Below are 15118 nucleotides of genomic sequence, written 5' to 3'. Positions count from 1 at the left end.
CGCTCATAGTGGATGGGAACTGCGGCCTCGGGGCGATAACCGTGCTTCAACGCTGGGCAACACCTCACTCCCGATAGAGCGCAAGCCAGGCGGAAGCGATCCAGAACAAAAGAAACGGCGATCTGATCTTCAGGCCGCCGCTTCCATCAGACCATTTCGCTTGTTCAAGGCACTGATTGCCGCCTGCATTCGAGCAACAGCGGCGAAGCAAGATCGCAATCGGGATGCATGCGGTTGAGTGAATGAATCGCACCAGCCAGGCCCGTCATCAGACCAGGAGTGAACGCCTTGCGGGTGATGCCGCCGACGATGCCGTGCTCCTCGATCCCTGAAACGACTTGCGCCGTCGCCTCGTCGCGATCGATGGCCGAGGCTTCCGGATCGAGCACAGACGCACGCATCAGCAATTCCCACAGCGAAAAATCACCGTGGCAGAGCGTATGCGTGAAACCCCATTGCCCGCGTGCCGCCGATACCGCGCGACGCAGATCCCGCAGATGGCGAGGATCGCCACTGCGCGCATACAGATCGGCCGCTGCCAGGCCGATGCCGACCCCGCCATTGCACCAGGTGGGGAAGTTCACCGCCGCTTGCATGCGAACATCTCGCCAGTTACCTACGGACTCTTCGAACAGTGAATCCTGGAATGCGAACGCGGCATCGGCGAGCGTGCTCCAGCGCTGACGTTCGACTTCATCGCCGGCGCCGGTCAGTGCCAGACGCGCCAATGCCCATCCGATGCCATAGGTGCCGTGCGCGAAACCACCGATCGGATCGGGGAGATCCAGCGTGTACCAATGCGCTCCCCGCTCGTCTACGCGTGCCGTCGACTCCAGATGTCTCGCGGCGCGCGCCGCCGATGCCAGCCAACGTGGATCGGCAGTCGCCTCGGCAAGACCGAGCAAGGGCACGATGGCGCCGCAGGTGCCGTCGGTGATGTCGAGATGCCGGTCCTCTTCGAAACCTTTTTGTTCGAGCGCCTCCGCGCACGTGCGCGCATTGGCGAGTAACTCCGGCCGCCCCAACAAATCATGCAATACCAGCCAGGCCCAAATGCGGCCACCATGGCCGGTAAAGCCGCCCACGGTCGGCGGTGTCTCGTGTTCGGTCATCGCCTGCAAGACTTGCAAGGCGCCCTCGAGCGCTTCGTCGACACCCGGCACCTCGTCGGCGCGCCCGTATTCGATTTCATGGCGGTAACCCGCCAGGGCGACGGCCATGCCGCCAAGACCGAAATAAACGTCTCCCCGCAGCGGCTGCACATGCCAACCCTTGGTGCCGAAGCTTTCCGGCGTGATCCAGGTCGCCGAACCGTCATCGCCGCGCACAGCCAATCGCAACAGACGTTCGGATGTATCGGCGGCCAACTCCCGCCTGCGCGCGTCAAGCCTCGCACCGTGCGGCTGACGTGCGAAGTGCGAACGGCTGTCACGTTCGCTCGGCCCATCGGCGCCGCTGTTGAGCTGAGTGACGACCAGAGAACTGCGGATCGTCATTTCCTCAAGCTCGATCCGCATCGCGCGCCAGTTGGCCAGAGTTTCGGCAATGCGCTCGCGCGTCAACGACGCGACAAAGATCGGAATATCGCCATGGCGCAGGTCTTCGATTTCGCCGGCGACCTCATCGTGCGACGGCGCCACGCCAGAGACACTGCGGGAGAACAACGCGCGGGCGCGTTCGATCGCCTTGTCCTCTTCGTGCAGCGAAGCCGGATGCCAGAGCATGCGGCCGATTTCGACATAGATCTGAGTCGCGCGCCGAACCTCGCGCGCCCGGCAGCCCTCGAAGGCAGACAGCAAGGGTTCGAGTCCGCCATCGGCATCGAGCCGGCGCAGTTGCTCCGAGGCTTCGAGAAAAGCGTTGCTGATGTCATCCCAGTAGCGCGATACGTCGGGGTTCGGACTGGGATGGTTCTTCGACGTTGCCATGTCCGACTCGACCATCTTCACGCGTGCATCGGTCGTGCCGTCATCGGCGATGACAGGAACCTGCAATTGGGGCTGCTCGCCCGGCAACGCGCCGGCGGCGGAAAGATCCGCACGACCGAAGCCCAGGGCACGCGTGCGAAACGGCACGATACCCGTGCGCAGGACGGAGCTGTGGATGAGTGTCTGGGCAAGATCGTAGGCCTGCCCATAATTCGAAGGCGCTACCGGCCGGACGAGGGCAAACAGGCTTTCCACATCGACCACCACCGGCACCGGGCCCACGGCGATCAGGTTCTCGAGATGGATATCGGTGCCTCCAAGCAGGCGCAGTATCGCCAGCCAGTGCCCAAGACCTCGATAGAACCTGCGCAATTCATCGTCGCCATCGCAATAACGGTGTTCGACGAAAGCGGCCCAGCCATAGTCACCGCGATCGAGCACCGCAGGCACGCGGATGCGTTCCGCATCGTCGAATACGCGTGCGAGGAACCCGTCGAGCACCGCATCGATGCGAAGCGAACGCGGCTTGTACATGATCTGCCCGGCTTCGAATGTGAGCCGCACTACGGTCTGCCCGCCCGCGTGCAGATCACCTTGGTCCAGGGCGATCCCGATCAGGCGGCCAGGGGCTCGACCGAGCAATTCGGCGAATGCCGCGCGGTCGGCGACCAAGCGCGCGACAAGGGCTTCGATCGCGCCGCGCTGTTGGCTTAGCGTCCGCCGCAGGCGCGGCAGCAGCGGTGGATAGCGGAGGCGCAAGTGTTCGACGAATTCGTCACGCAGTGCTTTGGCAACGAATTGTCCGAAACGTCCCGCCTCGTCCCCTGCGGTCAATTCGCCTTCGTGCTTCGCGGCATGCAATTCCACCAGCAGAACGCGATTGAGCTTGAGCCGCGCATTGGCATACAACGCTTGTCCGGTGGCCGAACGGATCAGCTTCGACTCTTCTGCATCGATACCGGAGGAATACTCCGCAAGCGTGGCCGCGAATTCCTCGCGTGCGGCCGCCGTGAAATGCTCGATGATCGGACGGAAGCCCTCGGGTATATGGCCTTCGGTCATCGTGTCTCGTGTCTAGGATGTGGGAAGCGACTTATGCGTCGCGCAAAAACAACGCGCACCCCGGAGGGGTGCGCGTCGGTGGTTCTGCGATTCGCTCACACGCAGCAGTAGCAGCGGCCGTTCGGACAGGTCGATACGGACGTGGAGTGCGTCTCCGGATACATCATGGCTTCGTCAACCGCGCCTTCGCCTTCGATATACAGCGGCCCAGCCGGGTTCTCGTAGCCATCGACGCTATCCGCGCCGGTGAGCCAACCCGAGACGATATCGTTGCTTTGCATTGCCTGGTCCTCTCCTTGAGTTCTGAACTGGAACCCGGCGAGCGGCTGCTTCGCATATTGAAACCGCCGCCTCACCGGACATCGATTTCAAGCCTCGCGGCCTCTCCATCGTGAGCCGACTTGCATCAGCAACATTCTCAGACGATGCCGCATGAAGACTCTATACATGAATTTCAACAGCTGTCAAATAAGCAGTCTCTTGTATCCACAGTCGTATCACCGCGCAAAATCAAGATGCTATGGAATGAACATCGCATCTCTTGCGTCGGCGAGAACAAAGTGAAAGCGGACGCAAACAAATGGCAGGCATCGCCGATATCCGCGCGCAATCGAGCACGCAACCAAGGCAACAGACTTGATTCGCTCGAATCCTCGAAATCGGATTTGTCTCAAAGAAAAACCCCGCAGCGCGGGGTTTTCGGTTGGTTCGGGAGGAGCAAGCTTCGCGCCTCCGAGAAGCGCGATGGGATATCCGTCACGCAAATGGATCCTGCAACACCATCGTGTGCTCACGATCCGGCCCCGTGGACACGATCGCCAGCGGGCACCCGGACAGTTCCTCCAGCGCGCGCAGGTAGGCGCGCGCCGCGGGCGGCAGCCTGTCCCATTCGGTGATGCCATGGGTGTTTTCCTTCCAGCCGGGGAATTCGAGGTACACCGGCTCGCACTCGTCCCAGCCCTGGGCGTCGAGCGGAGCGTATTCGGTCTCCTTGCCGCGGTAGCGGTAGGCGATGCACATCTTCAGCTTGTCCATGCCATCGAGCACGTCCAGCTTGGTGATGCACAGGCCGCTGATGCCGTTGATGGCGACGGCGCGCTTGAGGGCGACGAGGTCGATCCAGCCGCAGCGGCGCGGACGGCCAGTGGTGGCGCCGTATTCCTGGCCGCGGTCGCGGATGCCCTGCCCGACTTCGTCGTCGAGTTCGGTCGGGAACGGGCCGCCGCCGACGCGCGTGGCGTAGGCCTTGGCGATGCCGAGGACGTAGTCGATGGCGTCGGCGCCGACACCGGTGCCGGCGAGCGCGCCACCCACCGTGGTGTTGCTGGAAGTGACGTAGGGATACGTGCCGTGGTCGATGTCGAGCAGCGAACCCTGCGCGCCTTCGAACAGCACGCGCTTGCCCTGCTTGCGCAGGTCGTGAAGGATGCCGGCGACGTCGGACTTCATCGGCTGCACGTATTCGCCGAAGGCCAGGGCCTCGTCGTAGGTCTCCTGGTAGTCGACGGCGTCGACGCCTAGATATTTGGTCAGCACGAAGTTGTGATAGTCGAGCGCGGCGCGCAGCTTCTCGGCCAGCTGATCGGGATAATGCAGGTCGGCGACGCGGATGCCGCGGCGCGCCACCTTGTCTTCATACGCCGGGCCGATGCCGCGGCCGGTGGTGCCGATGGCCTTGCCGCCGGCGGCCTTTTCGCGCGCCTGATCCAGCGCGATGTGGTACGGCATGATCAATGGGGCGGCCGGGGAGATCTTCAGGCGTGAGCGCACGTCGACACCGCCGCTCTCCAGTTCCTCGATTTCCTTCTTCAGCGCCGCCGGGCTGATCACCACACCGTTGCCGATCAGGCACAGCGCGTCGGGGCGCAGGATGCCGGAGGGAATCAGGTGCAGCACGGTCTTCTTGCCGTTGATGACCAGGGTATGGCCGGCATTGTGTCCGCCCTGGAAACGAACGACGGCACCGATCACCTCGGTGAGCAGATCGACGATCTTGCCCTTGCCTTCATCGCCCCATTGGGCGCCCAAGACCACGACTGATTGACCCATCACTTCAACTCCTGCCCGTAGGGGAATGCACGACCGGGAAGCCATGCACGGAAAAAGCCGGTGGGCTGCTCCAGCTGCGAAGCGGCCCATCCGGCTTTTGTGCATTATCCGGGTTTTGTCGGGCCGTCGCCACCCTGGACGCGACGCCACGCATCGGATCCGGAAATGATTTCGCGCGAATCCGGCGAGGGCGCGCAATTCCCGCCGCGACTGCGCGCGGCGGGGATAGCACAGGAGCATCCCTCGGTCCTTCGGCAGGTACGGCGCCAGCACGGGAACGAGCCAGCCGTCGACGATCCGCTCGGCGACCAGCGGCCGCGCGGAACGACAGGCCGTCGGCAACGCGGAGGAAGACCATGCGGCCTTCGAAGTGATCGCGATCAGCCTGTCCGATTACGCGACCATTCTGCATTTTTCATGCAAATTATGTTCTTTTTCAGCACAATCAAGACGATTAGCCTGCTTGCGGCCTTCTGGAGCACAGGTATGCCGATCCCCTCTTCTCCCGATCAGCCCCTAAAGGCAGCACCGCTTTGGCGCGGCATCCTTCCGCTGGCGGTAGCCGCGCGTTCCGGTCGCGCGGCACGATGAGGACAACTCGGATGAAAGGCCACAAGGGCCGCGTGTGCGACGTTGGCGAGACGCGCTGCCGATGCGCTACCTCAACGATTCGGCTCTGATGGTCGACGGCAACATGACAGCGGCGCTCTGGCACCGCTGCCCCTGCCTCAGCTACGAACGAGATACAGCGCGATCAAGCCGATGATCAGCAGGATCGCGCCCGCCTGACGCAGTCTGCGATTGTCGAGCGCATGCAACTGTTCGGCCATGCGCCGCCACATGTCGGGAAAGGCGAACAGCAGCAGGCCTTCGAGAACGGCGGCGATGCACAGCGCCGCCAGCAGATCTTTCATCGCGCGAACCCGTGTCGCATCCCGTCGTCCTTACTTGTCGCTGCGCAGGTATTGCAGGAAGGGATCGTTGCGATCGAGCACGATCACGGCGTTGCCGTCCTTGAAGGTCTCGCGATAGGCATCGAGGCTGCGCTGGAACGCGTAGAAGGCGGCGTCCTTGTTTGCGGCCACGCCGTAGATGCGCGCCGCTTCCGCGTCGCCTTCACCGCGCAGCTTCTGGGCATCGCGCTCGGCTTCGGCCATGATCACGGCGCTGTCGCGGTCGGCCTTGGCGCGGATTCCCTGCGCCTGTTCCTCGCCTTCCGCGCGCAGGCGGCTGGCCACTTGCTGGCGCTGCGCGCTCATGCGGCGGTAGACCTGCTTGATGACGTCGCTGTCGGTGGGCAGATCGACCTGCTTGATGCGCAGATCGACGATGCGCATGCCGATGTTGGCCGCGCCCTTGTTGATGGTATCGAGCTGAGGACCGATCACTTGCGAACGATTGCCGGACACCACCTGCGACAGCGTGCGCGAGTTGATCTCGTTGCGCAGCGAATCGGTGATGATCGGCGACAGCGTCTTCACCGCCATCTCCTCGTCGCCGCCGGTGGCGCGGTAGAACGCGCGCACGTCCTGGATCATGCCGACGGCGAAGAAGTCGACGCTCACGTCCTTGCGCTCGGAGGTCAGGTAGCGCTCGGGATCGGCCGGGATCACCTGCAGGCGACGGTCGAAGACGCGCACAGTCTCCACCAGCGGCCACTTGAAGTGCAGGCCGGGCTCGATGTCGGTGCGGGTCACCCGTCCCAGGTTCAGGACGATGGCGGTGTGGCCCTCGGCCACGACGTAGACCGAACTCATCAGTCCCAGCAGGACGAGCACGATCGTCAGAATCACGGCATTGAGTTTCATCGGCCCGGCTCCTGGTCGCGACCTGTGCGTGGTGTGCGATCCCCGCGCGGATCGTTGTCCGCAGGCGTGGCGCTCACCGTCGGCGAGATCATGTCGGAAGACACGACCGGCAGCGTCGTGGCGGCAGCCGCGTTGCTCTGCCCGGCCATCGGCACGTAGATCAGCTGACGGCTGTCGCCGCCGACCACCTTGCGATTGCCGGACAGCACGTGCTGCACGGTTTCCAGCCACAGGCGCTTGCGCGTGACATCCGGCGCGCCGCGGTATTGATCGACCAGCAGCGAGAAACGCTCGGCGTCACCGGTCGCGCGCGCGATGGCGGCGGTCTTGTAGCCTTCGGAAACGGTGCGCACGCGCGAGGCTTGGCCGCGCGCCTCGGGTACGAGCTTGGCCGCGTAGGCCTGCGCCTCGCTGATCGAGCGGTCCTTGTCCTGCTGCGCGCTGTTGACGTCGTCGAAGGCCGGCTTCACCTCTTCGGGCGGGCGCGCGTTGGGCAGGTTGAGTTCGGTCACGACCAGGCCGGTGCGGTAGGCATCCAGCGATTTCTGCAGCTGCGTCTTCGCCGACACCGCCAGCGCTTCGCGCGCGCCCAGCACGGTGTCGAGGTTGGAGCGACCGATCTGCTCGCGCACCGTGGAGAGCGCGGCCTGCTCCAGCACTTCCTTGCTGTTGCGCGTGCCGAACAGGTACAGGCGCGGATCGTTGATCCGGTATTGCACGTTGACTTCGACCCGCACGATGTTCTCGTCGGCGGTCAACACCAGGACGTTGGTGTCGCTGAAGCTCTGGATCTTCGTGGCCTCGACCTTGGTGACGCTCTCGATCGGCCATGGCAGCTTGAAGTGCGGGCCGGGCTGCAGCACGCGCGAGAACAGGCCGAAGCGCAGCACCACGCCGCGCTGCTGCTCGGCGATCAGCACGAAGCTGCTGTAGGCCAGCCACAGCAGCACGATCAGGCCGAGCCAGCGCCAGGGGGTGCCGCCCGGGAATCCGCGCAGGTTGTTGAACCAGTCGCCGAATCCGCCGCCGCCGCCACTGCCGCGCCTGGACTGCCAGGGATTGCGTTGCCCGTTCTTGCCGGACCCGTCCTCGTCTTTCTTGCCGGGGCTGCCGGGGGTATTCCAGGCCATGCCTGCTCCAAATCTGGGAAGTCGCCACGCCCGTCTCCGCAGAGCGGCGGGTCGCGGCATTCTACTGGAATGTCGGGGCGCGACCGCCCGGTTGCAAGTTCCCGGCGTGGGTCATGCGGCTCGAGTCATACCGCCTGGAGCAAGCCGCTTGAAGCAAACCGGGTCGGGAACGGGCCGGATCGGATCATGCGGGGTCCGATCCGGCCCCGGTCAACAATGCTCGCAGCGGCGCGCCATCGGCCTGTCCGGCCAGGCGCTCGGCATCGGCGAGGGCGAGATCGACGGACAGCGTCCAGCCATGCTCGTCATGCGCCTCCTCGCGGACCGCATCGAGCGCATGCAGGCGCGCGCGCAGGCGTCCGGCCGAAGGCGGAAGGCGCAGCTCGGCCTGGACGCGGCGCAGTCCGAGGCGCGCGGCCAGCGCGCTGCGCAGCAGATCGAGACCGAGGCCGTCGCGCGCGGAAATCCAGACACGGTCGCGTACCGCGGCATCCGCCTCACCGCCGCCGAGGCGATCGTGGCGCGGCCGGATGCTGTTGAGGCGATCGCCGCCTTCGGGATGATCACTGCCTTCATCCGGCACGCCGATCCTGTCGATCTTGTTGTAGACGAGTAGTTGCGGAATCTCGCCAGCGCCGATTTCATGCAGCACCGCATCGACCTGGGCGATCCGCTCCTCGCGCAGCGGATCGGCGGCGTCGATGACATGCAACAGCAGATCGGCCTCGCGCGCTTCCGACAGCGTCGAGCGGAACGCCGCGACGAGTTCGTGCGGCAGATCGCGCACGAAACCGACGGTGTCCGCCAGCACGATGTCTCCCCCCGGCAAAACCACGCGGCGCACGGTGGGATCGAGCGTGGCGAACAACTGATCGGCGGCGTAGGCCTCCGCGCCGGTGAGCGCGTTGAACAACGTCGACTTGCCGGCATTGGTGTAGCCGACCAGCGCCACGCGCGGCATCTCGCTGCGCACGCGCGCGCGACGCATCTGCGTGCGCTGCACTTCCACTTTGTCGAGGCGCTTCTGCAACTGTTCCACGCGCTTCTGCAGCAGGCGACGGTCGGTTTCGAGCTGGGTTTCACCCGGGCCGCGCAGGCCGATGGAACCGCCGCGCTGGCGCTCCAAGTGCGTCCATCCGCGCACCAGGCGCGTGGCCATGTGGCGCAGTTGCGCCAGTTCCACCTGCAGCTTGCCCTCGAAGCTGCGCGCGCGCTGCGCGAAGATGTCGAGGATCAGGCCGGTGCGATCGACCACGCGCCGCTCGAGCGCCTTCTCCAGGTTGCGTTCCTGGCCCGGCGTGAGCGGATGATTCACCAGCACCAGATCGGCACCGCTGGCGTCGGCCGCGGCCTTCACTTCGGCGAGTTTGCCGCTGCCGATCAGCGTGGCCGGATTGGGACGATCGATGCGCGCGGTGAGTATCACCGCGACGCCCGCGCCGGCGGAACGGGCGAGATCGGCGAATTCTTCCAGAATCCCCTCGTCCGGCGGACCGCCGGCGTGGGGTTGGATCAGCAATGCGTGTTCGCCCTTGCGGGAACGTTCAAACAAGAGCGTTCAAGCCTCTCGGTGTTCGGATTGAAGCAACGCTGATGTCATCAGCGTTGCCTGGTCTATTCCGATTCGTCGCCGTCCGCTTCAGCGGAACCGCCTTCGCCCGACTGGACGTATCCGCCGCCAGGTCCCACCCGCACGTTGCGGGCCGGCACCACGGTCGAGATCGCGTGCTTGTAGACCATCTGGCTGACGGTGTTGCGCAACAGCACGACGAACTGGTCGAACGATTCTACCGTGCCCTGCAATTTGATGCCGTTGACCAAGTAGATCGAAACCGGCACGCGTTCGCGCCGCAGCGCATTCAGGAAAGGATCCTGCAGAGATTGCCCCTTAGACATTTGAAATTTTCCCAGCTTGGTTATTGTTGTTATGGCTTACGCCCCCAACGCCCGACCCGTACCCCTACGGCGGCGCTGACGATGTTATACAACAGTTGAGCGATGTTGGCGGCATGATGGTGACGCGTGTCGCGGAATAATTCTTTTGTACCCGGGGTGGAGGGCTCAGGAGCGTGAATTGACGCAATTGCCATCACTGGCGCGACTTTGCCGGCTAACCGACCGGCCGGCCCCGCCCTCCCTGGCCGGGCGTTCGGTTACACAGCGGACGCCTGAAGGGCCGCCGCCGCACTCATGCGGCCTCACCCCAGGAACAGATTGACCGCATCTTCCAGACGCACCCGGTCCGTGGCCGGATCGAACCAGCGCGCATCCAGCTCGCCACGCAGCCAGGTGATCTGGCGCTTGGCGAGCTGACGGGTGGCGAAGATCGCGCGATCGCGGAAATCCTCGGCCGGGATGTCCCCATCAAGGTGCTCCCAGGCCTGTCGGTAACCGACCGCGCGGATCGCCGGCAGGTCGCGCGGGCGCGGGTGCGACCGCAATTCCGGCAGCGCGCGCAGCCGCCGCACCTCGTCGAGGAAACCGGCCGTGAGCATGACGTCGAAGCGCGCGGCGATCCGCGCGTGCAGCACCGCGCGATCGGCCGGCGCCACCACGATCTTCAGCACGCGGCACGGCAAACGCGCCGGCGCCACGGTATCGCGCTGCCATTCGCTGATCGGCCTGCCGCTCAGCCGGTATACCTCCAGCGCGCGCTGGATGCGCTGCGGGTCGCTCGGCCGGATCTTCACCGCCGCAGGCGGATCGATGCGCGCGAGCTCGGCATGCATGGCGGGCCAGCCGCGCGCGTTCGCTTCCGCCTCGATGCCGGCGCGCGTTGCCGCATCGGCTTCCGGCATTGGCGATAAACCTTGCAGTAGCGCGCGAAAGTACAGGCCGGTGCCGCCGGCGAGGATGGGCAGTTTTCCGCGGGACGTGACGTCCTCGATGGCCTTGCGCGCGTCCTCGGCAAATTCGGCGGCCGAATAGGTCTGCCATGGATCACGGATGTCGATCAGATGATGGGGAACACTCGCGCGCTCCTCCGCGTCGGGCTTCGCCGCGCCGATGTCGAGCCCGCGATAGACCAGCGCGGAATCGACGCTGATGATTTCACCGTCGAAGCGACGTGCCCATTCCAACGCCAGCGCGGTCTTGCCGGAAGCAGTCGGGCCCATGAGGGCGATCGCGAGTGGGCGGGAATCGATGTGCATTGAAAACCCGAACGGCTTGGATCCACGACTTTCGCCGGATGCCTAGCCCAACCCCCAGAATCCATCGGATACCAACTCCCGCCACTTCTTGAATCTCTGTCGCAGAGGAATCTGGTTCTTACGCAGGCAGGGCGCCACGAACCAGACCGTGGCACCCATCATCATCAACAAGCCGATTGCAACGAACAAATTATTCATCGGGCCAGACAATCGTTGGCGTGGCGGGCTTTCCTCGCGGCATCGGCACAGCTGCGACCGCGCTCCATATCTTCAGCACATCCACCGTCGCCGCCACATCATGCACGCGCAACAGCATCGCGCCGCGCTGCGCGGCGATGAGCGCGGCGGCGACCGAGCCGTGCACGCGCTCGGCGGGCACCGCGCGGCCGGTCAGGTCGCCGATGGTCCGCTTGCGCGACAGTCCCGCCAGTACCGGCACGCCGAGTTCGGTGAAACGTTCCAGTTGCGCCAGCAACGCGAGATTGTGCTCACGCGTCTTGCCGAACCCAAAGCCGGGATCGACGACGATGCGCTTCTTGGGAATACCCGCCATCTCGGCGGCGAAGATGCGTTCGGCGAGAAACCGGTGCACGTCGCCGACCACGTCGTCATACTCGGGCGCGCTCTGCATCGAACGCGGCTCGCCCAGCATGTGCATCAGTACCACGGGCACGCCAAGTTCGGCGGCGGTGTCCAGCGCGCCCTCGCGGCGCAGCGCATAGACGTCGTTGATCATGCCGGCACCCGCGGCGACAGCCGCGCGCATCACTTCCGACTTCGAGGTGTCGACGCTGATCGGCAGCGCCGTCTCGCGCGCGAGGCGCTCGATCACGGGCACGATCCGCCGCAACTCTTCTTCCACGGACACTTCGTCCGCGCCAGGGCGCGTCGATTCGCCACCGACATCCAGCGCGTCCGCGCCCTCCTCTGCCAGCCTGAGGCCATGCGCGACGGCGGCTTCCGTCGTGTCATGCGCGCCGCCATCGGAGAAGGAATCCGGCGTCACGTTGACGATGCCGAGCACGCGCGGACGATCGAGCCGGAGCACACGCCCCGCGCAGTCGAGTTGCGGCGAGGTATCGAACATCAATCGACCTGCTCCTTCTCGGCCTGCTTCTTCTCGGCCTGCTTCTTCAGTTCCAAGCCGGCCAACGCGACCCCCAGGGCGACACCGATTGGCACGCCCATGACGAGGTTTCCGAGCGTCGCACCCACCGCCAATCCGATCACGAGGCCAATGGCAATGCCCTTGCCGAGGCCGAGCCTGGGAGCGCTCTGGGCTTCGGTCTTGTCCACCGCGGCTTTGTCCTGTTCCATCCGGACTCCACAAAGAAAAAAGGCCAGAGCGGACTCTGGCCTGTTCGTTACTTGATCGCAATGCCTCGAGGGTCCCGGTCAGGTCTGCTCCGCAGGTCCGCCGATCGGCGGCAGCGGCCGCAGCTCCTTGCCGTTGGGCTTGTTCCATCCGGCCGGCGGCGGCGGTTCGCGGCCTTCCATGATCGCGTCGATCTGCGGCGCGTCGATGGTCTCGTACTGCATCAGGGCGTCGGCCATCGCATGCAGCTTGTCGAGATTCTCGGTGAGGATCTGCGTGGTGCGCGCGTAGGCTTTGTCGAGTATGGAACGCACCACCTCGTCGATCTTGCGGGCGGTGTCGTCGGAGACGTTCTTGTGCTGTGTGACCGAACGCCCAAGGAAGACCTCATCCTCTTCTTCGCCGTAGGTGATCGGGCCCAACTCTTCCGACAACCCCCACTTCGTCACCATGTTGCGCGCCATCTTGGTCGCGCGTTCGATGTCGTTCGACGCGCCGGTGGTCACCTTGTCGGTGCCGAAGATCAGTTCCTCGGCCACGCGGCCGCCATACAGCGTACACAGCCTGCTCTCCAGGCCGGTGCGGTTGATGCTGTACTTGTCACCTTCGGGCAGATAGACGGTGACGCCAAGGGCGCGGTCGCGCGGAATGATCGTCACCTTGTAGACCGGATCGTGCTCGGGCACCAGGCGGCCGACGATTGCGTGGCCGGACTCGTGGTAGGCGGTGTTGCGCTTCTCTTCCTCGCTCATCGCCAGCGAGCGACGCTCGGTGCCCATGATGATCTTGTCGCGGGCACGATCGAAGTGATCCATGCGCACTTCGCGGGCGTTCTCGCGCGCCGCGAACAGTGCCGCCTCGTTGACGAGGTTGGCCAGATCCGCACCGCTGAAGCCCGGCGTTCCGCGCGCCACCACCATCGGCTCGACATTGTCGGCCAGCGGCACCTTGCGCATGTGCACGCGCAGGATCTGCTCACGGCCCTTCACGTCCGGCAGGCCCACCACGACCTGGCGATCGAAGCGGCCCGGACGCAACAGCGCCGGATCGAGCACATCGGGGCGGTTGGTCGCGGCGATCACGATCACGCCCTCGCCACCCTCGAAGCCGTCCATTTCGACCAGCAACTGGTTCAGCGTCTGCTCGCGTTCGTCGTGACCGCCGCCGAGGCCGGCGCCACGATGGCGGCCGACCGCGTCGATCTCGTCGATGAAGATGATGCACGGCGCATGCTTCTTGGCCTGCTCGAACATGTCGCGCACGCGCGAGGCGCCGACACCGACGAACATCTCGACGAAGTCGGAACCGGAGATCGAGAAGAACGGCACCTTGGCCTCGCCGGCGATCGCCTTGGCAAGCAGCGTCTTGCCGGTGCCGGGCGGACCAACCATCAGCACGCCGCGCGGAATCTTGCCGCCGAGCTTCTGGAACTTGCCCGGGTCACGCAGGAATTCGACCAGTTCGGCCACTTCCTCCTTGGCCTCGTCGCAACCGGCGACGTCGGCGAAGGTGGCCTTGGTCTGGTCCTCGTTGAGCAGCTTGGCGCGCGAACGGCCGAAGGACATGGCGCCCTTGCTGCCGCCCTGCTGCATCTGCCGCATCATGAAGAACCAGAAACCGATGATCAGCAGCACCGGCAGGAAATTGAGCAGCAACGACCACAGCAGGTTGCCCGATTCCGGCGGCGCCTGCTCGATGTCGACCTTGTGCATCACCAGGTCGTCCATGAGCTTGTCGTCACGCAACGGCGCGATGGTCTTGCCCTGGGTATTGTCGCTGCGCGTGAACTCGATATGGCGTTCGTCGCTGGCGATCTTCACCTGCTTCATGCGGTCGCTGCGCACATCGGTGATGAACGACGAATAGTCGACTTCGTCGCCCGCCCTGCTTCCCTTCTGGTTGAAGCTCTGGAACACCATCATCAGCACGACGGCGACCACCACCCAGAGCAGCAGATTCTTCACTAAATCGTTCATCCAATTTCGCTCCGCGGCACCGCCGCTACCTTACTTCATCTGCGCCAGCTTGCCCTGTGCCAGGGCATACACTTCCGGCGACCGCTTGCGCGAGGCCGCCGGCTTGCGGATCGCCACCTTGGCATAGCGCCGCCGCAGCTCCCGCACGTACTCGTCGAATCCCACGCCTTGGAACAGTTTGATCAGGAACGCGCCATCGGTCCGCAGGTGACGGTCGGCGAAATCCATCGCCAGTTCCGCCAGATGCATGGCGCGGGGCTGATCCACAGCATCCACGCCACTCTTATTGGGGGCCATATCGGACAGGACAAGGTCGACGGGCTGTCCGTCCAGGCTGGTCTCAAGGTTCGATAAGACGGCATCTTCCCTGAAATCGCCATGAAGGAACTCGACGCCGGCCAGCGCGGGCATTTCCAGGATATCGAGAGCCACCACGCGCCCGGGGCGCGCGGCGTCGAGGCGGTCCAGCTCCTGCCGCACCCATTGCGACCAGCCACCCGGGGCGGCGCCAAGGTCAACCACCACCATCCCCGGTTTGAGCAACCGGTCGCGGGCGACCAGTTCCTCCAGCTTGTAGGCCGCGCGCGAACGCATCCCTTCCGCCTGCGCCTTTTTCACGTAGGGGTCGGAGAAATGTTCCTGCAACCAGCGGTGGCTGCTTTTGCTGCGGGTAGCCATATGGCGGGGGAAATGCCTGC

General features: G+C 64.8%; 13 protein-coding genes. All 13 read right to left on the bottom strand.

The features are described from left to right. Window positions 1–164 precede the first annotated feature (164 nt). The 13 genes from AC1RNP_RS16420 to rlmE all read right to left on the bottom strand — a co-directional run bounded on the left by AC1RNP_RS16420 (window position 165) and on the right by rlmE (window position 15098). Complete coding sequence (locus AC1RNP_RS16420) at window positions 165–2990, bottom strand: type 2 lanthipeptide synthetase LanM family protein (RefSeq protein ID WP_493052361.1); 2826 nt, start codon at window positions 2988–2990, stop codon at window positions 165–167. Window positions 2991–3085: 95 nt separating this feature from the next. After that, complete coding sequence (locus AC1RNP_RS16415; protein ID WP_493052360.1) at window positions 3086–3271, bottom strand: DUF6229 family protein; 186 nt, start codon at window positions 3269–3271, stop codon at window positions 3086–3088. Window positions 3272–3746: 475 nt separating this feature from the next. Further along, window positions 3747–5039 carry an adenylosuccinate synthase gene (locus AC1RNP_RS16410; RefSeq protein WP_493052359.1) on the bottom strand — a complete coding sequence of 431 codons (1293 nt, stop codon included), beginning with the start codon at window positions 5037–5039 and terminating at the stop codon, window positions 3747–3749. A 728-nt stretch (window positions 5040–5767) separates the two neighbouring features. Beyond that, window positions 5768–5953: a DUF2065 domain-containing protein gene (locus tag AC1RNP_RS16405; protein ID WP_226469815.1), complete on the bottom strand. Its 186-nt coding sequence runs from the start codon at window positions 5951–5953 to the stop codon at window positions 5768–5770. 30 nt (window positions 5954–5983) lie between these two features. Further along, window positions 5984–6847, bottom strand: a complete 864-nt coding sequence (gene hflC / locus AC1RNP_RS16400) for a protease modulator HflC (RefSeq protein WP_493052358.1) — start codon at window positions 6845–6847, stop codon at window positions 5984–5986. Then, window positions 6844–7977 carry an FtsH protease activity modulator HflK gene (gene hflK / locus AC1RNP_RS16395; RefSeq protein ID WP_493052357.1) on the bottom strand — a complete coding sequence of 378 codons (1134 nt, stop codon included), beginning with the start codon at window positions 7975–7977 and terminating at the stop codon, window positions 6844–6846. The genes hflC and hflK overlap by 4 nt, the downstream gene beginning before the upstream one ends. Window positions 7978–8161: 184 nt before the next feature. Continuing rightward, window positions 8162–9529, bottom strand: coding sequence for a ribosome rescue GTPase HflX (gene hflX / locus AC1RNP_RS16390; protein ID WP_493052356.1), 1368 nt, complete (start codon window positions 9527–9529; stop codon window positions 8162–8164). 62 nt (window positions 9530–9591) lie between these two features. Continuing rightward, on the bottom strand, window positions 9592–9873 hold the full coding sequence (hfq, locus tag AC1RNP_RS16385; protein ID WP_493052355.1) for an RNA chaperone Hfq: 282 nt from the start codon (window positions 9871–9873) through the stop codon (window positions 9592–9594). A 302-nt stretch (window positions 9874–10175) separates the two neighbouring features. Then, window positions 10176–11129 carry a tRNA (adenosine(37)-N6)-dimethylallyltransferase MiaA gene (gene miaA, locus AC1RNP_RS16380; RefSeq protein ID WP_493052354.1) on the bottom strand — a complete coding sequence of 318 codons (954 nt, stop codon included), beginning with the start codon at window positions 11127–11129 and terminating at the stop codon, window positions 10176–10178. Window positions 11130–11319: 190 nt separating this feature from the next. Next, a complete protein-coding gene (gene folP / locus AC1RNP_RS16375) occupies window positions 11320–12216 on the bottom strand; it encodes a dihydropteroate synthase (protein ID WP_493052353.1) in 897 nt (298 codons plus the stop codon). Beyond that, a complete protein-coding gene (locus AC1RNP_RS16370; RefSeq protein WP_493052352.1) occupies window positions 12216–12446 on the bottom strand; it encodes a hypothetical protein in 231 nt (76 codons plus the stop codon). The genes folP and AC1RNP_RS16370 overlap by 1 nt, the downstream gene beginning before the upstream one ends. A 78-nt stretch (window positions 12447–12524) precedes the next feature. Beyond that, complete coding sequence (gene ftsH / locus AC1RNP_RS16365) at window positions 12525–14420, bottom strand: ATP-dependent zinc metalloprotease FtsH (RefSeq protein WP_493052351.1); 1896 nt, start codon at window positions 14418–14420, stop codon at window positions 12525–12527. 30 nt (window positions 14421–14450) lie between these two features. Next, window positions 14451–15098: a 23S rRNA (uridine(2552)-2'-O)-methyltransferase RlmE gene (rlmE, locus tag AC1RNP_RS16360; protein WP_493052350.1), complete on the bottom strand. Its 648-nt coding sequence runs from the start codon at window positions 15096–15098 to the stop codon at window positions 14451–14453. Window positions 15099–15118 lie beyond the last annotated feature (20 nt).

Source organism: Luteimonas sp. GW821-FHT14E02, from assembly GCF_058803905.1.
This window is presented reverse-complemented; position numbering and strand designations above follow the sequence as displayed.